The organism is Amycolatopsis sp. NPDC104863 (assembly GCF_055582965.1).
Genome location: NZ_JBVJOW010000011.1, coordinates 110,887 through 126,747, shown reverse-complemented (window position 1 = coordinate 126,747; position 15,861 = coordinate 110,887). Strand labels below are relative to the sequence as shown.

21 protein-coding genes are annotated in these 15,861 nt (G+C 71.0%); 11 read left to right on the top strand and 10 right to left on the bottom strand.

Annotated features, from left to right (window positions below; all coding sequences use genetic code 11):
- Positions 1-43 precede the first annotated feature (43 nt).
- Genes ACZ63J_RS44335 through ACZ63J_RS44325 form a run of 3 tightly spaced genes read left to right on the top strand, consistent with a single transcriptional unit; the run spans position 44 to position 1,922 of the window.
- Positions 44-802: an SOS response-associated peptidase gene (locus ACZ63J_RS44335; RefSeq protein WP_465402557.1), complete on the top strand. Its 759-nt coding sequence runs from the start codon at positions 44-46 to the stop codon at positions 800-802.
- Positions 799-1,407 carry an alpha/beta hydrolase family protein gene (locus ACZ63J_RS44330; RefSeq protein ID WP_465312871.1) on the top strand — a complete coding sequence of 203 codons (609 nt, stop codon included), beginning with the start codon at positions 799-801 and terminating at the stop codon, positions 1,405-1,407. The genes ACZ63J_RS44335 and ACZ63J_RS44330 overlap by 4 nt, the downstream gene beginning before the upstream one ends.
- A gap of 26 nt (positions 1,408-1,433) precedes the next feature.
- Positions 1,434-1,922, top strand: a complete 489-nt coding sequence (locus ACZ63J_RS44325) for a Pycsar system effector family protein (protein WP_465402559.1) — start codon at positions 1,434-1,436, stop codon at positions 1,920-1,922.
- A 418-nt stretch (positions 1,923-2,340) separates the two neighbouring features.
- On the opposite strand, the gene ybaK is transcribed toward ACZ63J_RS44325, so the two are convergent.
- Positions 2,341-2,817 (bottom strand): Cys-tRNA(Pro) deacylase, encoded by a 477-nt coding sequence (gene ybaK, locus ACZ63J_RS44320; protein WP_465402561.1) that lies wholly within the window; start codon positions 2,815-2,817, stop codon positions 2,341-2,343.
- A 194-nt stretch (positions 2,818-3,011) separates the two neighbouring features.
- On the opposite strand from ybaK, the gene ACZ63J_RS44315 reads away from it, so the two are divergent.
- A complete protein-coding gene (locus ACZ63J_RS44315) occupies positions 3,012-3,635 on the top strand; it encodes a sigma-70 family RNA polymerase sigma factor (protein WP_465312868.1) in 624 nt (207 codons plus the stop codon).
- A complete protein-coding gene (gene rsrA / locus ACZ63J_RS44310) occupies positions 3,632-3,952 on the top strand; it encodes a mycothiol system anti-sigma-R factor (protein ID WP_284744382.1) in 321 nt (106 codons plus the stop codon). Before ACZ63J_RS44315 ends, rsrA begins: the two co-directional genes overlap by 4 nt.
- A 64-nt stretch (positions 3,953-4,016) precedes the next feature.
- On the opposite strand, the gene ACZ63J_RS44305 is transcribed toward rsrA, so the two are convergent.
- A complete protein-coding gene (locus ACZ63J_RS44305) occupies positions 4,017-4,091 on the bottom strand; it encodes a 50S ribosomal protein bL37 (protein ID WP_370444718.1) in 75 nt (24 codons plus the stop codon).
- A gap of 101 nt (positions 4,092-4,192) precedes the next feature.
- Here ACZ63J_RS44305 and ACZ63J_RS44300 point away from each other — a divergent pair, with 101 nt between their 5' ends.
- Both ACZ63J_RS44300 and ACZ63J_RS44295 read left to right on the top strand, forming a co-directional pair.
- Positions 4,193-4,405 (top strand): biotin/lipoyl-binding carrier protein, encoded by a 213-nt coding sequence (locus ACZ63J_RS44300; RefSeq protein ID WP_465312866.1) that lies wholly within the window; start codon positions 4,193-4,195, stop codon positions 4,403-4,405.
- A 2-nt stretch (positions 4,406-4,407) separates the two neighbouring features.
- Positions 4,408-5,928, top strand: a complete 1,521-nt coding sequence (locus ACZ63J_RS44295; protein ID WP_465312865.1) for a sensor histidine kinase — start codon at positions 4,408-4,410, stop codon at positions 5,926-5,928.
- Positions 5,929-6,234: 306 nt separating this feature from the next.
- Here the strand turns inward: ACZ63J_RS44295 and ACZ63J_RS44290 are convergent, their stop codons facing one another.
- Together ACZ63J_RS44290 and ACZ63J_RS44285 are read right to left on the bottom strand one after the other, a co-directional pair.
- Positions 6,235-6,489: a WhiB family transcriptional regulator gene (locus ACZ63J_RS44290; protein WP_072481920.1), complete on the bottom strand. Its 255-nt coding sequence runs from the start codon at positions 6,487-6,489 to the stop codon at positions 6,235-6,237.
- 275 nt (positions 6,490-6,764) lie between these two features.
- The gene (locus tag ACZ63J_RS44285) at positions 6,765-7,691 is read right to left on the bottom strand and encodes a diacylglycerol/lipid kinase family protein (protein WP_465402563.1); all 927 of its coding nucleotides are present in this window, start codon (positions 7,689-7,691) and stop codon (positions 6,765-6,767) included.
- Positions 7,692-8,002: 311 nt separating this feature from the next.
- Between ACZ63J_RS44285 and ACZ63J_RS44280 the strand changes: the two genes are divergently transcribed.
- A complete protein-coding gene (locus tag ACZ63J_RS44280) occupies positions 8,003-8,473 on the top strand; it encodes a hypothetical protein (protein ID WP_465402565.1) in 471 nt (156 codons plus the stop codon).
- Between the two features lie 156 nt (positions 8,474-8,629).
- Here ACZ63J_RS44280 and ACZ63J_RS44275 read toward each other — a convergent pair whose 3' ends face one another.
- Positions 8,630-9,112 carry a GNAT family N-acetyltransferase gene (locus ACZ63J_RS44275; protein ID WP_465336221.1) on the bottom strand — a complete coding sequence of 161 codons (483 nt, stop codon included), beginning with the start codon at positions 9,110-9,112 and terminating at the stop codon, positions 8,630-8,632.
- 2 nt (positions 9,113-9,114) lie between these two features.
- Positions 9,115-9,705: an acid phosphatase gene (locus ACZ63J_RS44270; protein ID WP_465402567.1), complete on the bottom strand. Its 591-nt coding sequence runs from the start codon at positions 9,703-9,705 to the stop codon at positions 9,115-9,117.
- 83 nt (positions 9,706-9,788) lie between these two features.
- Here ACZ63J_RS44270 and ACZ63J_RS44265 point away from each other — a divergent pair, with 83 nt between their 5' ends.
- Positions 9,789-10,262 (top strand): hotdog fold domain-containing protein, encoded by a 474-nt coding sequence (locus ACZ63J_RS44265; RefSeq protein ID WP_465402568.1) that lies wholly within the window; start codon positions 9,789-9,791, stop codon positions 10,260-10,262.
- Here ACZ63J_RS44265 and ACZ63J_RS44260 read toward each other — a convergent pair.
- Positions 10,259-10,927, bottom strand: a complete 669-nt coding sequence (locus ACZ63J_RS44260) for a hypothetical protein (protein WP_465402570.1) — start codon at positions 10,925-10,927, stop codon at positions 10,259-10,261. The two genes, ACZ63J_RS44265 and ACZ63J_RS44260, sit on opposite strands and share 4 nt — an antisense overlap.
- A gap of 135 nt (positions 10,928-11,062) precedes the next feature.
- On the opposite strand from ACZ63J_RS44260, the gene ACZ63J_RS44255 reads away from it, so the two are divergent.
- Complete coding sequence (locus ACZ63J_RS44255) at positions 11,063-12,673, top strand: GMC oxidoreductase (protein WP_465402572.1); 1,611 nt, start codon at positions 11,063-11,065, stop codon at positions 12,671-12,673.
- On the opposite strand, the gene ACZ63J_RS44250 is transcribed toward ACZ63J_RS44255, so the two are convergent.
- The 3 genes from ACZ63J_RS44250 to ACZ63J_RS44240 all read right to left on the bottom strand — a co-directional run bounded on the left by ACZ63J_RS44250 (position 12,663) and on the right by ACZ63J_RS44240 (position 14,189).
- Positions 12,663-13,097: a MarR family winged helix-turn-helix transcriptional regulator gene (locus ACZ63J_RS44250; protein ID WP_465402574.1), complete on the bottom strand. Its 435-nt coding sequence runs from the start codon at positions 13,095-13,097 to the stop codon at positions 12,663-12,665. The genes ACZ63J_RS44255 and ACZ63J_RS44250 overlap by 11 nt on opposite strands.
- Positions 13,094-13,519: an SRPBCC family protein gene (locus ACZ63J_RS44245; RefSeq protein WP_465402576.1), complete on the bottom strand. Its 426-nt coding sequence runs from the start codon at positions 13,517-13,519 to the stop codon at positions 13,094-13,096. The genes ACZ63J_RS44250 and ACZ63J_RS44245 overlap by 4 nt, the downstream gene beginning before the upstream one ends.
- 64 nt (positions 13,520-13,583) lie before the next feature.
- Entirely contained in the window at positions 13,584-14,189 is a 606-nt protein-coding gene (locus ACZ63J_RS44240; protein WP_465402578.1) for a dTDP-4-dehydrorhamnose 3,5-epimerase family protein, read from the bottom strand.
- Between the two features lie 374 nt (positions 14,190-14,563).
- On the opposite strand from ACZ63J_RS44240, the gene ACZ63J_RS44235 reads away from it, so the two are divergent.
- The gene (locus tag ACZ63J_RS44235) at positions 14,564-15,745 is read left to right on the top strand and encodes an NAD(P)-dependent malic enzyme (protein ID WP_465336229.1); all 1,182 of its coding nucleotides are present in this window, start codon (positions 14,564-14,566) and stop codon (positions 15,743-15,745) included.
- Positions 15,746-15,861 lie beyond the last annotated feature (116 nt).

Here is a 15,861-nt window from a genome sequence, read left to right as displayed (position 1 = left end):
AACGATGGCGTCCCGGCTGTTCCGGTACGCGAGGAGGTTGGTCATGTGCGGCCGCTACGCCGCCACGAAGGACCCGGCGAAGCTGATCGAGGAGTTCGACGCGATCGACCTCACCGAAGGCCACGCGCGCGCCGACCACAACGTCGCGCCGACGAAGACCGTGGTCACGGTCGTCCAGCGGCACCCGCGTGACGACGAGGGCCAGGTACTCGAGGACGAGCCCGCCGAGCGCTCGCTGCGGATGATGAAGTGGGGCCTGGTGCCGTTCTGGGCCAAGGACCCGTCGGTCGGCTCGCGGATGATCAACACGCGCGCCGAGACCGCCGCCGAGAAGCCCGCCTTCCGCCGCGCGCTCGTGTCGCGACGCTGCCTGGTGCCCGCCGACGGCTGGTTCGAGTGGCGCCGCACCGGCAAGGAGAAGGAGCCGTTCTACATGACGGAGCCGGACGGCTCCTCGATCGCGTTCGGCGGGATCTGGGAGAGCTGGCACCCGAAGGACGACAAGGACGCGGCGCCGCTGATCACCTTCTCGATCATCACGACCGACTCCGCCGGGCAGCTCACCGACGTCCACCACCGGATGCCGCTGATCGTGCCGAAGGCGCACTGGGACGGCTGGCTGGACCCGGACCGCGAAGACGTCAAGGACCTGCTGGTGCCGACACCCGAGAACATCGTGTCGTCGCTGGAGCTGCGGCCGATCTCGAGCCGGGTGAACAACGTCCGCAACAACGGCCCGGAGCTGCTGGAGCGCGTCGACCCGGCGCAAGAGGGCGCGCTGTTCGACGTGCCGAAGTCATGACCGCCCTCGCGATCGAAACCGCGTACGGCCCGGCCCGGGTCTACCTGCACTGCGCCGAGGAAGGGGTGGCGGTGCTCATGCTCGGCCACGGCGCGGGAGGCCGGCTCGGCGCGGCGGACCTGGTCGCGGTGACGCGCGCGGCGCAGGGCGCCGGCGTGCACGTGGCGCTGGTCGAGCAGCCGTACCGGGTGGCCGGCCGCCGCGCGCCGGCCCCGGCGAACCAGCTGGACACGGCGTGGCTGACGATCGCGGACGAGCTGTCGGAGCGCTTCGACTCCCTGCCGCTCGTGTTCGGCGGCCGCTCCTCGGGCGCCCGCGTCGCCTGCCGGACGGCGGCGGCCGGGCAGGCGGTGGCGGTGCTGTGCCTGGCGTTCCCCGAGCACCCGCCGGGCCGCCCGGAGAAGACGCGCCAGCCGGAGCTGGACGCGGTCGAGGTCCCGGTGCTGGTCCTGCAGGGCGAGAGTGACCCGTTCGGCCGCCCGAAGGCGGGCCCGCACCACGAGATCGTCCTGGTCGACGGCGACCACAGCCTGTCGAAGGACCTGGACACGGTGGCGCGGGCGGCGACGGAGTGGCTGTCGCGGGTGCTGCGCCCGCTGGGTTGAAGCGTTTCCGTCCGTCATTCCCAGGCGTGGGTGACGACGCGGTGCACGACGACCTCTGGCGGACGCTCCAGGTCGTGAGCGAGTGGATCCGGACGGCCGACACCAAGGCCGGAGCGACCTTCGCCGTCGGCGGCGCCGTCCTGGCGGTGGCGGCGACCCGGCTGCGCGGATCACCCGCCCCGGGCGTGCCGGCCGCGGTGGCGTTGTCGGTGGCGATCGTGCTCGGGGCGGCCAGCGTCCTGCTGGCGATCTGGACGGTCGTCCCGCGAGCGCGTCGGCTGGGCACCCAGGCGATTTCGCACTACGGGACGATCGCCGCGTTCGGCTCGGCGGCCGAATACCGCGCTGCCGCGCTCGCGATCCTCGGGGAGCCTGACGAGCTGGCGAAGAACCTCACGCAGCACATCTGGGTGTTCTCCCGCGCGGCCGAGCGCAAGTACCGCTTCGTGGCCTGGGCGATCCGGCTGCTCGCTGCCGCCATGCTCGTCGGTGCGAGCGGCCTGCTGCTGCCTTAGGCGTCCTGACCTGCGGCCGGCAGGTGGGTAGCCGCCGCCGTCGGGGAGGTTGCCGAGTTTCTTGATGTCGACGTGCACCAGGTCGCCGGGCAGCACGCACCGGAAGCGATCGCGGTGGACGGCAAATCCGTGCGTGGCGCCTTCGCCCGCACCGGCGGGGCCGGGGTGCATCTGCTCTCGATGCTGACTCACCGAGGCGGGGCGTTCTCGGCGAGCAGGACCAGTATCGCCTGCTCGCCCGCTTCACCGCCCGGCCCTGGCCGGCCGGGGAGCACCACACCAGTACCGGCATCGGGCACGGCCGCCTCGAGCACTGGGTCCGCGACGTCACCTACGACGAGGACCGTTCCCGGGTCCGCACCGCACCTCGGGACCGGTGGGGGCCGCTCTGCGGGCCCCTGGGCCATAAACCCGCAGGTCAGGCCGCGATCGCCGCCACAACAGCCCCAGTCAGCCGGATCAAATCCCCCGGGGCCAGCTCCACCTCAAGCCCCCGCCGTCCGGCCGAACAGAACACCGTCTCGAACTTCTCCGCCGACTGGTCGACCACCACCGGCAGCCGGCTCCGGTGGCCCAGTGGCGAGATCCCGCCCAGCACGTACCCCGTCGCCCGCTGGGCCGCCGCCGGGTCGGCCATCTTGGCTCTCTTACCGCCCGCCGCGGCCGCCAGTGCCTTCAGGTCCAGCTGGCCCGTGACCGGGACCACGCCCACCGTCAAGCGGCCGTCGACCTCGGCCACCAGGGTCTTGAACACCCTCGCGCGGTCGAGGCCCAGGGCCTCCACCGCCTCCAGGCCGAACGACTCCGCGCGCGGGTCGTGGTCGTACGCGTGCAGCGTGTGCGCCACCTTCTGCTTGGTCAACGCCGCGGTCGCCGGGGTGCCCTTGCCAGCCATGGGACGGAAGTCTAGGGAATGTCCACTGCCCCCGATCGGTTGTACGGGACGTGACCACCACCCTTGCCACCACACGCTCTCGCAGCCGTCGCCGCCCCGAGGCACCGGCGAACCGCGGTGTGCCCGGCCCCCGCGTAAACTCGACGTCGCCGTATGCGCGCACGCGCGTCGACGCCGAGCGGGAAGGGAACGGTTTGCCGAGCACGCAGAACTCAGCGCCGGAAGAAGCGACCGAGGCGGAGCGCGCCGAGCGCTTCGAACGGGACGCGATGCCGCTGCTCGACCAGCTGTACTCGGCCGCGATGCGGATGACCCGCAACCCCGCCGACGCCGAGGACCTGGTCCAGGAGACCTACCTGAAGGCGTACGCCGCCTTCGCGTCGTTCAAGGCCGGGACGAACCTGAAGGCCTGGATGTACCGCATCCTGACCAACACCTACATCAACGGCTACCGCAAGCGGCAGCGGCAGCCGGTGCAGCAGCCCACCGAGGAGATCACCGACTGGCAGATCGCCAAGGCGGAGAGCCACACCTCGAGCGGGCTGCGGTCGGCCGAGGTCGAGGCGATGGACAACCTGCCCGACACCGACGTCAAGGCCGCCCTGCAGAAGCTGCCCGAGGAGTTCCGGCTGGCCGTCTACCTGGCCGACGTCGAGGGCTTCGCGTACAAGGAGATCGCCGAGATCATGGACACCCCCATCGGCACCGTGATGTCCCGCCTGCACCGCGGCCGCGCCCAGCTGCGCGACCTGCTCGCCGACGTCGCGACCGAGCGCGGGTTCATCCGTGGCGCCAAGGAAGAGGTGGCCGGGCGATGAACGACATGTGCGAAGGCGCGTCCGACAAGGTCCGCTGCGAAGAGGCGCTCGCCGACATCTACCTGCTCCTCGACCGGGAGTGCAGCGCCGAGCGTGACGCCGCGCTGCGCGCCCACATCGAGGACTGCCCGCCGTGCCTCGAGGAGTACGGCATCGACGAGCACATCAAGCAGCTCCTGGCCCGCAAGTGCGGCGGTGACCACGCCCCGGCCGAGCTGAAGAGCCGGCTGCGCGCGTCGATCCGCCAGACCGTCGCCACGCGCGGCGGCGTGACGGTCGAACGCACCGAGATCACCCTCGAGCAGCGTTCCGAATAGCGCCCGAGCACGACAAAGGCCCCCGCACCTGGAGTGTGGGGGCCTTTTGCGTGCCGGCGCCGGCTCAGGAGTTGGGCTTGCCACCGTGGTTCGCGGCGTTCTTCTTCCGGCTGCGACGCTTGCGAGCGCGCTTCGACATGTTCACTCCTCGTCGTCAAAGCTGGTCAACCTCTCAAGTGTGTCATGACGTCCCGTTCTGGTTGGATGGGGCTGGTCCGGTGGCGCGCGAGGAGGGTGTTGATGGCCGAGATCAGGGCCGAGATGGTCGGCACCGTGCTCCAGGTCGTCGCCGAGCCGGGCGCCGCGCTGAACGCCGGGGACACCGTGCTGATCCTGGAGTCGATGAAGATGGAGCTGCCCGCCGTGAGTGCGAAGGCGGGCACGCTGACCAGCCTCGCCGTCGCGAAGGGTGACCGGGTCCAGCAGGGCGACGTGCTCGGGACGGTCGAGTAACCGTGTCGACGCTCGCCGAACTGCTCGCCGACAACACCGGCCTCCCGGGGGAGGCGGCGGACCACCTCCAGACCGTCGTCGCCGAGTGGCAGCTGCTGGCCGACCTGTCCTTCGCGGACTTCCTGCTCTGGGTCCCGGTGACCGAGGAGCTGCAGCCGGACGGCGGTGACTTCGTCTGCGTCGCGCACGCGCGGCCGACCACGGCGCCCACCGCGCACCCGGAGGACGTCGTCGGCACGCGGTTCACGGTCGAGGAGCACCCGCAGCTGGCCAAGGCCATGCGCGAGGAGCGGATCTGCCGCGAGGAGGACCCGCACTGGTACCGCGACCTGCCGATGCGGCGCGAAGCGATCCCGGTGCGCTTCCACGACGACGTCGTCGCCGTGATGAGCCGCGAGACGAACCTGGCCGCGCCGCGGGTGCCCTCGCCGCTGGAGATCGCGTACCTGGGCAGCGCCGGCGACCTGTGCCAGATGATCGTCGACGGCACGTTCCCGCCGAGCGGCTCCAACGCGACCGACACGCACACGTCGCCGCGGGTGGGGGACGGCCTGATCCGGCTCGACTCGAGCGGCACGGTCGTGTTCGCCAGCCCGAACGGCCTGTCCGCCTACCACCGGATGGGGCACGAGTCCGACCTGGTCGGGACGCGCCTGGCGCCGTTGACGCGGTCGCTGATCCGCGACCCGTTCGACGCGACCGAGGTGTCCCACCGGATCATCGAGGCCCTCGACGGGAAGCCGTCGAGCCGCACCGAAGCCGATTCGCGCCGCGGCGCGGTGGTGCTGTTCCGCGCGCTGCCGCTGCGGCCGGCGGGGCAGGCGGCCGGCGCGCTGGTGCTGGTCCGCGACGTCACCGAGGTCAAACGCCGCGACCGCGCGCTGCTGTCCAAGGATGCGACTATCCGGGAGATCCACCATCGGGTGAAGAACAACCTGCAGACGGTGGCGGCGCTGCTGCGCCTGCAGTCCCGGCGGACGTCGTCGGAGGAGGCGCGGCTCGCGCTCGCCGAGTCGGTGCGGCGCGTGACGTCGATCGCGCTGGTGCACGAGGCGCTGTCCATCTCGGTGGACGAGCGGGTCGACCTCGACAAGCTGCTCGACAACGTGCTGCCGATGGTCGGCGAGGTCGCCACCGCGGAGTCGCAGGTCGGGCTCTCGCGGAAGGGCTCGTTCGGGGTGGTCGTCGCGGAGATCGCGACCCCGCTGGTGATGGTGCTGGCCGAGCTGGTCCAGAACGCCATCGAGCACGCCTTCCCGGCGGGCCGCTCGGGCAAGGTCGAGCTGATCGTGGAGCGCTCGGCGCGCTGGCTGGACGTCGTCATCCGCGACAACGGCCGCGGCCTGCCGTCCGGGTTTTCGCTGGAGCGGTCGGACGGCCTGGGCCTGCAGATCGTGCGGACGCTCGTGGAGTCGGAGCTGCGCGGCTCGCTGTCGCTGCGGAAGGTGCGCGCCGAGGAGTCGTCGACCCGGGTGTCCGGGACCGAGGCCGCGCTGCGCATCCCCCTTTCGCGTCGCCTTTAGACAGTCGCGTTTGGACTCACGCGCCGCCGGGCATTTCCGGTGCGGTGGACGTGATCGGGTGCGGATCGCGGGAGGGACAGACGTTGAAGGCCCGGCACGTGGTGCTCGTGTGCCGGGCCGTTCAACGTCTCGCGGGAGGACTTGAAGTCCTGGTGAGGTTTCAGCACACCCGTTGCCAGGTGGTTTCACCTCGGTTGTTAAGCTCGAACCGGGTAGGTATCACCCCAGACGGCGTGGGCACAACAATGCCCGCCGGGTGAAGTTCCTGCATGGTTCGGGGTAAAGCTGGTGCTTCGAGTGGAACTATCAGGCGTTGGTACGCGTGCCGATGTGCGTACGGCGGCGCTTGAGCGCGCGTCGCTCGTCCTCGCTCATGCCGCCCCACACGCCCGCGTCCTGGCCGCTGGCCAGAGCCCAGGCCAAGCAGTCGGAAGCGACGGTGCAGCGGTGGCACACGGCCTTCGCCTGAGCTACCTGCGACAGAGCAGGACCGCTGGTTCCCACCGGGAAGAACAGCTCGGGGTCCTCGTCTCGGCAGGCCGCGTCGTGGCGCCAGTCCATGTTCGTGAGCTCCTTCATATGGCGCGGGAGGGCCGCGCCACAGTCGTTTTATGGCGGTCATGTTTCCGGGTGCTTGTGAATGCTTTCACGAAGCACCGCGTTCGACAAGGGTTTCTTGAAGATCGGTGAGTCAGGTCACCCGGCCGAGCGACCCCTCTGACCTGCGGTTTCTCTCCGAAACAGCCGCCCGAAGGGAAGGCTGATGCGGTGAGTGGAGCTTCTGCGTCGACGAACGGCAGCTTGCACTTTGCCGCAGGCGATCAGCGGTCCCGTCGTCACACGATCACTGTGAGTGCGTCGGGGACGCTGAAGAACTCCACCCTGGTCCGCTGGCCGACGAGGTCGCCGTCCACCTGGAAGTTTACCGGTTCAGCTGCGTCGATGCGGATCATCGGCAGGTCGTCGTGACGCACGAGACGTTTGCCCTTTTGGTTGCTCTTCGTAGCCAAAGCACGGCGTACATGCTTGAACACCGTGGGCAACCCCAGACCGTTCAACGCGAACAAACCCAGTCCCGTCTCGAACGAGCAACCCGGGTTGAGGTGGACCGGACGCTCGCCCAGGTAGCTCCACGGATCGGTGTTCGACACGAAAGCGGTCAGCGCCTCGGCGGGTTCCTCACCCGGGACGCGGATCGTGAGGGCCGGCCGGCCCAGCGGCGGCCGGAAGTAGGAGCGGACGGCGGCCCGCATATAGAGGCCGGCGGTCGTCTGCTTGCCCCGGCGCTTGGCGACGCGGCCGACGACGTCGGCGTCCCAGCCGAGGCCGGAGTTGAAGGTGAACCAGTGCCCGTCGGCCAGGCCGAGGCCGACGCGGCGCGAGCGGTCGTTCTCCAGTGCGTTGAGCAGCTGGTGGGTGGCCTCGACGGGATCCGCGGAGATGCCGAGGGCGCGCGCGAACACGTTGGCCGAGCCACCGGGCACGACACCCAGGGCCGGGACGCGCCCGATCTGCGTCGGATCACCGTCGGCGTCGGCCAGCAGGCCGTTGACGACCTCGTTGACCGTGCCGTCGCCGCCGTGGGCCACGACCAGGTCGATCCCGTCGCGCGCGGCCGAGCGCGCGACCGCCATGGCGTGCCCGCGGTAGTCCGTCTCGACGACGTCGAGCTTGACCTGGCTCGCGAGCGCGTGCGCCAGGACGTCCCGGCCACCGGCGGTGGTCGAGGTGGCCTGGGGGTTCACGACGAGGATTGCGCGCACTACCGCAGGGTAGGTGACTTCCGGCGGCCCGAGAACCTTCCGGCGCCGCATGGTGACGGGCGCAACCCTGGGAACAGCACCTTCGCGACCCTGTGCCCGGCGGTCCTCCTTCACGTGCGAGTGTCCCCGCTCGTCGTGACAAGTGCACCCGGGCGACCGCCCGCTCATCGACGACACCTGAATTCTCAGCGCCCGGGCGGTCCCGGGAAAACGGCCGACCGGGTGGCATACGATCAAAATGGCTCACGCACGGTGACTCGCCCTGGTCGGGTCCACTGTGCTCCCGCAAAGGACCCCGGAAGGCCGCCGCAGTGAAGCTCTCGCCCGCTCCCCGTGAGGTCCGGCTGGCCGGCGTGGTCACCGCGGTGCCGTCGCTCGCCCTGCTGGTGTTCGGGGTGGTGGTGCTGGTGGACGGCCTGGGCACGCCGACGCTGCCGGGCAACAACGTCTTCGTCCTCGCCGGCACCTACATCGTGGTGGCGCTGGCGTTCCTGGCCGCGTCGGCCGGGCTCGTGCTGGGCCAAACGGCCGCGCGTTCGCCGGGGGTCGTGATCGCGCTGATCCTGATCGGGCTCGGCTGGTACCTGCTCGGGCCGTCCGGCCAGCCGCTCTGGGGGGTGCCGGTCGCGCTGTTCGGCGTCGCGATCCTGGTGCTGCTGTTCCGGGCGCCGTCCCGGGCCTGGGCGCTGGGCCTGCGCGAGGGCGAGACCGAGTCGGAAGCGGCCGAGCGCGGCGGCCTCGCGGGCCGCCGCGCCGAGCGCGAAGGCCACGAAGAGGACTGACCCGGCGTGCTCACCCCCGCAACTCGCGTGATTGGGCCCGTAACTTGCGTGATTGAGGCCGGAACTCGCGTGATTAGGGCCGGAACTCGCGAGTTACGGCCTCAATCACGCCGGATCCGGGTCTGATCACGCGAGTTCCGGCTCTGGTCACCTGGGTTACGCCTGGGCGGCCAGGGCCTGCAGGGGTGCGTCGGTGAGACGGTTGACCGTCCACTCGTCCATCGGGACCGCGCCGAGGGCCTTGTAGAACTCCGTTGCCGGGTTCCAGTCCAGGACCGACCACTCGAGCCGCGCGTAGCCGTTCGCGACGCACTCGGCCGCCAAAGCTGCCAGCAGTGCCTTGCCCAGGCCGGAGCCGCGGTGGGCCGGGAGGACGAAGAGGTCCTCCAGGTAGATCCCGTGCACCCCCCGCCACGTCGAGAAGTTGAGGAACCAGATCGTGAAGCCGGCGATCTCGCCGTCCACCTCGGCGACGTGCCCGAACACCTTCGGCGCGTCGCCGAACAGCGCCTCGTGCAGCTGCTCGGTGGTCAGGTGGCAGTCGTCCGGGGCGCGTTCGTACTCGGCCAGCGCGTAGGCCAGGCCGACGGCGGCCTCGACGTCGTCGGGGCGGATCCGGCGGATGCGGTTGTCGGGCACGGTCAGTCCTCCAGGGCGGGCGGCAGGTTGAGGTGTTCGATCTGGGGTTCGCCGCGTTCGTCGCCGAGCACCGCGATGCCGGCCGCGTCCAGGCCGAAGTGGACACCGGCGGTGGCGGGCAGGCCGACCCAGCGGGCCACCAGCACCCGGCTGAAGTGCCCGTGCCCGACCAGGATCACGTCGCCGGCTTCGGTGTCACGGCGGGCGCGCTCGAGGACGCGGTCCGCGCGGGCCGAGACCTCCGAAGCGCTTTCGCCGCCGGGGATCGGGTGTGTCCACACTGTCCAGCCCGGCACGGTTTCCCGGATCTGCGGGGTGGTGATGCCCTCGTACTCGCCGTAGTCCCACTCGGCGAGGTCCTCGGTGACGTCGTCGACGCGCAGCCCGGCCAGCGCGGCCGTCCGCAGCGCTCGCGCGCGCGGGCTCGACAGCACCAGCGACGGGCCGCCGAGCAGGCTCCGGAGCGTGCCGCCGGCGGCGAGCGCCTGGCCTTCGCCGGCGGGGGTGAGGGGGATGTCGGTGCGGCCGGTGTGCCGTCCGTTCACCGACCATTCGGTCTGGCCGTGCCGGAGGAGGAAGAGACGGTTCGCCACAGGGGCGAATATATCCGGGGGTTTGCCGGGCGGCCGGGCGTCTGCTTAGCTACTGAGCAGTAGCTAAGCTGGAGGAGAGCCGCATGTCCGAGACGCCGACGTTCGCGCTGTGGCACAAGCTGGCCGCGAAGCCGGGCGGGAAACAGCTGTTCAGCGCCGCGATGTGCCTGCGCGTGCCGTACTTCCGCACGGTGCTGCCCTCGGTGCGCGAGCTGCGGCCCGGGCACTGCGAGGTCGGTGCCCCGAAGTGGTGGGGTGTTTACAACCACATCGGCACGTTCCACGCGATCGCGGCCTGCAACCTCGCCGAGATCGCGATGGGCATGCTCGCCGAAGCGACCGTCCCGCCGACGCACCGCTGGCTGCCGAAGGGCATGACCGTCGAGTACGTCGCGAAGGCGGAGACGAGCCTGCGCGCGGTCGCGTCGGTGCCGGAGCTGCCGGAGTTCGGCGACGAAGGCTTCGAGCTGCCGGTCCCGGTGACCATTTCGGACACGAACGGCCGGGCCGTGGTCACCGGGACGATCACCATCTGGGTGACGCCGAAGAAGCGTTAGAGCGGCTTGTACTGCACGTACGTCGTCTGGTGGAACGTGTTCTCGCCTGACGGCGACGGCAGGCCCAGCTGCCGGTCGGCGAGCCGGCCGAGCGCGCCGCAGCCCTGCGTGGCGGGCAGCTTCAGGTCCGGGTCGACCACGCCGAAGTGGAACGTCGGCGGGTCCTGCGAGATCACCGTGGGCGGCACCGCCGGGTCGTCGTGGACGACGGTGTGCAGCGGCTTCGCGGCGGTCCCGATGCTGCAGTCCTTGCGCAGCAACGGGTGGCGCAGCACGGCGTAGACGTCGAGCTCGCCGCGCCGCTCGTTGTTGCTCTGGAAGTCCGAAAAACCGCCGTACCGCAGCTGGATCGTCGCGCCCGCCAGGCCGGGGACGCGCACCGGCGCGTGCCGCAGGGCCCCGAAGGCCTGCGCGTACTGGCCGTTCACGCGGCCCTCGCTGAACGTCAGCCGCAGCTCGCCGAGCGGGATCTCCCGGCCGCCGATCGTCAGTTTTCCTTGGGAAACAAAGGCTTCGCAGCGCCACGTGCCCGGGTCGGCGTTCGACGGCGGTGCCGGGCAGTCCGCGAAATCGAACGTCGGCAGCTCGTCGGCGGACGCCGTCCCGGGCGCGACCCCCAGTGCGGCCACGGCGACCGCGGCCACCCCCAGTGCGAGAAGTTTCATGCGGTGAGCTTGCTCGCACCGCGCGGCGCGGACATCCGGGATCGCCCCCAGGGGAAGACCCGAAATTTCCCTCGACCGGGTGAAACGCGTTCTGATTAGTTAACACCGTTCACTGAACTGGGTCATGATCGGCACATGTCTGCCTTCTCCCGCCGCCGGTTCCTCGGCCTCGCCGCCCTCAACTCCGCCGCCGCCCTCGGGCTGACCACGGTCTCGACGCGGCCCGCGACCGCCGCGCCGCTGCCGGAGTACTCCCCGGCGGTGGTTGTCGGCACCGGCTACGGCGCCGCCGTCACGGCGTTGCGGCTCGGCGAGGCCGGCGTGCCGACGCTGATGCTCGAAATGGGCAGGCTGTGGACCACCCCGGGCGCCGACGGCAAGGTCTTCTGCCCGATGCTGACCCCGGACGAGCGCGCGATGTGGTTCAAGGACCGCACCGAGGCGCCGCTCGCGTCGTTCCTCTGGCTCGACCTGGCCAACCGCGACATCGGGCGCTTCGCCGGTGTCCTCGACCGCGTGAACTACGGCGACATGGCGGTGTACCTCGGCCGCGGGGTCGGCGGCGGTTCCCTGGTCAACGGCGCGATGGCGGTGACGCCGAAGCGGTCCTACTTCGAGGAGATCCTGCCGTCGGTCGACGCCGCCGAGATGTACGGGAAGTACTTCCCGCGGGCGAACGCCGCGCTCGGCGTCAACGTCGTCGACCCGCGGTGGTTCGAGACCTGCCGGTCGTACCAGTACGCCCGCGTCTCGCGGAAGGCCGCGCGCAAGGCCGGGTTCGGCACGGTGTTCGTGCCCAGCGTCTACGACATGGACTACCTGCGGCGGGAGGAGGCGGGCACGGTCCCGCGCTCGGCCGACGCGTCCGAGGTCATCTACGGCAACAACCACGGCAAGCGCTCGCTCGACAAGTCCTACCTCGCCGCCGCGCTCGGCACCGGCCGGGTGACCATCAGGACGCTGCACGAGGTCCGCGAGATCATCCACCAGCCCGACGGCGCGTACACGCTGGTCGTGCGCGAGAGCGACGAGCGCGGCACGGTGCTCGCGACCCGGCACGTCACCACGAAGCACCTGTTCCTCGGCGCGGGCAGCCTCGGCTCGACGGAGCTGCTGGTGCGCGCCCGCGACACCGGACGGCTGCCGGAGCTGCCCGAGGCCGTCGGGCAGGGGTGGGGCACCAACGGCAACGTCATGTGCGGCCGCGCCAACCACGTCTGGGACACCACCGGCAGCCTGCAGTCCGGCATGCCCGCGCTCGGCATCGACAACCGGTCCGACCCGGTGCACCCGGCGTTCGCCGAGATCGCGCCGGTGCCCGCCGGGATCGAGACCTGGGTCAGCCTCTACCTGGCGATCACGAAGAACCCCGAACGCGGGCACTTCACCTACGACGCCGCGAGCGACTCGGCGAAGCTGCGCTGGACGGCGTCGCAGGGCCAGCCGTCGATCGACGCCGCCAAGGCGTTGTTCGACAAGGTCAACCGGGCGAACAGGACGATCTACCGCCACGACCTGTTCGGCGACACCCGCCCGTTCGAGAACCGCTTCACCTACCACCCGCTGGGCGGGCTGGTGCTCGGCGAGGCGACCGACGGCTACGGCCGCGTCAAGGGCTACCGGAACCTGTACGTCACGGACGGCTCGCTCATCCCGGGCAGCACCGGCGTCAACCCGTTCGTGACGATCACCGCGCTGGCCGAGCGCAACATCGAGCGAGTGCTCGCCGAGGACTTCAGGGGCTGAGCTTCGCCAGCGATCCGACAAAACCGTCGTCGGTGGCGGCGAAGAACTCGGCGTCGGCGGCTTCGACGTCCTTCAGCGCCTTCGCGACCAGGGCCAGGCCCGCTTCGGTGACTTCGAGGCGCTTCGCACGGGCGTCCGCCGGGTCGTCGGTGCGGGCGAGCAGGCCGCGTTCGGCGAGCTTGCGGACGACCTGGCTGGTCATCATCGTGTCGGTCCCGGCCTGCTCGGCCAGCTGCCGCTGGGTGGGTGGCTCACCCGAGCGGGTGAGCCACCACGTCGTCGTGAGCAGCACGAACTGGACGTGCGTGAGGTCGTGCGGGGCCAGCGCGGCCCGCATCGCCCGCTGCCAGGCCAGCGTCACGCGCCACAGCAGGAAGCCGGGGCTGCGCTCGGGGCCGGGCAGGCGGGACTCCGGGGCGGTCATACCCGCGAGGATGCCGCATGGGTCGTCTCGGCCAGGCGAGCGAGCGCGCGCATGGCGTCCGGGGTGTCTTCCGTCACCTGTTCGCCGAAGCCCTCGGGCCCGTCGACCGTGACGCGGTAGGTGATCCGCGTGCCGCCGCCGGCCTCGGTCAGGACGTGCTCGAACCGCAGGTGCGCGTCCGGCAGCCGGGTCTCGTCGGTGAAGCTCCGGCCCTCGGTGACCTCGGTCAGCGTGAACGGGATCGGCGGCAGGCCGTCCATCGTCATGGTGCCGCTCGTGCCGGCGGCGAAGGGGCCGTCGACGACCACCGAGCGGACGCCCGCGTCCCACTCCGGCCAGCGGGCGGTGTCGGCCCAGAGCGGCCAGATCGCGGCGGCCGGCGCGGTGGACGTCTCGGTGTGCTCGTACTCGAAAAGTGTCATGCGAGCAGACTATATGCGCGCTTACTAAATCCGCAAGCACGAAATTCGCCCAGCTCGGCGATGATCAGTGCGCCGAACGCAGCTTGTCGTAGTAGGCGACGCAGTCTTCGTACAGCGGGAGCAGGCCCTGCTCGCGGGCCTCGGCCAGCGTCGGCGCGGCGCGGTCCTTGTCCGACAGGACCGGCTCGATGTCCGTGGGCCAGGGCAGGCCCAGCGCGGGGTCGAGCGGGGTGATCCCGTGCTCGCCCCCGGGGTTGTACGGCTCCGAGCAGAGGTACGCCATCACCGTGTCGTCCTCGAGGGCGAAGATGCCGTGGCCGAGACCCTCGGCGAGGTAGACGGCGCGGTGCTCGCGGGAGTCGACGAGGACGCTGTCCCAGGAGCCGAACGCCGGTGAGCCGACGCGGAGGTCGACGATGACGTCGAGGAACGACCCGCGCGGGCAGTAGACGTACTTGCCCTGGCCGGGCGGCGTGTCGGCGAAGTGGATGCCGCGGATGGTGCCGCGGCGGGACACGCTCTCGTTGGACTGGCCCAGCCGCAGCGGGTGGCCGGCCGCCTCGCGGAAGACGTCCTCCTGGAAGGGGGCGAGGAAGTGGCCACGGTCGTCGGGGAAGACCCGGGGGGAGAACACGTAGGCGTCCGGGATGTTCAGCCGGCGGAATTGCATGGCCCCAGCTTATCCGGTGCCATAAAAACCGGACAGACGTCTTGGGAATTGCCGGAAATACGCGCCGGTGTGACATCAACCGCACCGAGGGGTCCACCGCGCGGGCGGACCTGTCACAATGATTGGACCGCCGCGTCCGCGGCCATCGCCAGACCCACGGCACCGATGGCCGACGTGACGCCTCGCCGACAGGCCGGCGCTACCGCGCTGGGCTGCCGTGCCGGAGGAGTCAGCCCGTCAGTTGGGTGCGCCTTCGCTCCCGCTGTTGTGGTCCCCCGCTCGCAGGCCCAGGAGTAATTCCAGTGACCCACGTCCATACCGCGAGTTCCGTCATTCCTACTGGAGGAATCACGGAACCGACGACAGGAAACCCCATGAGCGACCCTACCGGCGCCGTCGCGCCGGTCACCGACGAAGAGATCTTCACCGGGCACGAGGGCGGCAAGCTCTCGGTGGCGGCCACCCGGCCGATTTCCAGCCCGCGTGACCTTTCGATCGCGTACACCCCCGGGGTGGCGAAGGTGAGCCGCGCCATCGCCGAGGACGCCGCGAAGGCCAAGCGGTACACGTGGGCGGACCGGCTCGTCGTCGTGGTGAGCGACGGGACGGCGGTGCTCGGCCTGGGTGACATCGGCGCGAGCGCGTCGCTGCCGGTCATGGAGGGCAAGTCGGTGCTCTTCAAGACCTTCGGCGGCCTCGACTCGATCCCGCTGGTGCTGGACACCACCGACGTCGACGAGATCGTCGAGACGCTGGTGCGGCTGCGGCCGTCCTTCGGCGCGGTCAACCTCGAGGACGTCTCCGCGCCGCGGTGCTTCGAGCTGGAGGACAAGCTCAAGGAGGCGCTCGACTGCCCGGTCATGCACGACGACCAGCACGGCACGGCGATCGTCACGCTGGCCGCGCTGCGCGGCGCCAACCTGGTCCTCGACCGGGCGATCGCCGACCAGCGCGTGGTCGTCTCCGGCGCCGGCGCGGCGGGGGTCGCCTGCGCGCGGATCCTGCAGGAGGCCGGCATCGGCGACGTCACCGTGCTCGACTCGCGCGGCATCATCCACACCGACCGGGACGGCCTGAACCCGATCAAGCAGCGGCTGGCTTCGACGACGAACAAGGCGGGCCTCCGCGGCGGCCTCGCCGAGGCGCTCGAAGGCGCGGACGTGTTCCTCGGCCTGTCCGGCGCGACGATCGACGAGTCGCTGCTGGGCCGGATGGCGGGCGGCGGCATCGTGTTCGCGCTGTCCAACCCGGACCCGGAGGTGCACCCGGACGTCGCCGCGCGCTACGCGTCGATCGTGGCCACCGGGCGCAGCGACTTCCCGAACCAGATCAACAACGTGCTGGCGTTCCCCGGCGTCTTCCGCGGCGCGCTCGACTCCGGCGCGCGGGCGATCACGGAGAACATGAAGCTGGCGGCCGCCGAGGCGATCGTCTCGGTCGCGACCGACGACCTGGGCCCGGACCGCATCGTCCCGTCGCCGCTCGACCCGCGTGTCGCCCCCGAGGTGGCGGCCGCGGTGGCGAAGGCGGCGGAAGCCGACGGCGTCACGGCCTGAGCAGCCTGCCGCAGCTGTCGTGGGGGGGGGGGGGGGGGGGTGGACGAAGAGGGCCACCCACAAAAGAAGAGAGAGGGGAGAGGGGGGGGGGGGGGGGCCAGACCCAGAGAGCGGGC

Coding starts and splice junctions, on each gene's coding strand:
- ACZ63J_RS44290 (WP_072481920.1), bottom strand. CDS start 6,489: ATGGACTGGCGCCACGACGCGGCCTGCCGAGACGAGGACCCCGAGCTG.
- ACZ63J_RS44335 (WP_465402557.1), top strand. CDS start 44: ATGTGCGGCCGCTACGCCGCCACGAAGGACCCGGCGAAGCTGATCGAG.
- ACZ63J_RS44235 (WP_465336229.1), top strand. CDS start 14,564: ATGAGCGACCCTACCGGCGCCGTCGCGCCGGTCACCGACGAAGAGATC.
- ACZ63J_RS44250 (WP_465402574.1), bottom strand. CDS start 13,097: ATGACCGCCCCGGAGTCCCGCCTGCCCGGCCCCGAGCGCAGCCCCGGC.
- ACZ63J_RS44265 (WP_465402568.1), top strand. CDS start 9,789: ATGTCCGAGACGCCGACGTTCGCGCTGTGGCACAAGCTGGCCGCGAAG.
- ACZ63J_RS44245 (WP_465402576.1), bottom strand. CDS start 13,519: ATGACACTTTTCGAGTACGAGCACACCGAGACGTCCACCGCGCCGGCC.
- ACZ63J_RS44300 (WP_465312866.1), top strand. CDS start 4,193: ATGGCCGAGATCAGGGCCGAGATGGTCGGCACCGTGCTCCAGGTCGTC.
- ACZ63J_RS44255 (WP_465402572.1), top strand. CDS start 11,063: ATGTCTGCCTTCTCCCGCCGCCGGTTCCTCGGCCTCGCCGCCCTCAAC.
- ybaK (WP_465402561.1), bottom strand. CDS start 2,817: ATGGCTGGCAAGGGCACCCCGGCGACCGCGGCGTTGACCAAGCAGAAG.
- rsrA (WP_284744382.1), top strand. CDS start 3,632: ATGAACGACATGTGCGAAGGCGCGTCCGACAAGGTCCGCTGCGAAGAG.
- ACZ63J_RS44330 (WP_465312871.1), top strand. CDS start 799: ATGACCGCCCTCGCGATCGAAACCGCGTACGGCCCGGCCCGGGTCTAC.
- ACZ63J_RS44260 (WP_465402570.1), bottom strand. CDS start 10,927: ATGAAACTTCTCGCACTGGGGGTGGCCGCGGTCGCCGTGGCCGCACTG.
- ACZ63J_RS44240 (WP_465402578.1), bottom strand. CDS start 14,189: ATGCAATTCCGCCGGCTGAACATCCCGGACGCCTACGTGTTCTCCCCC.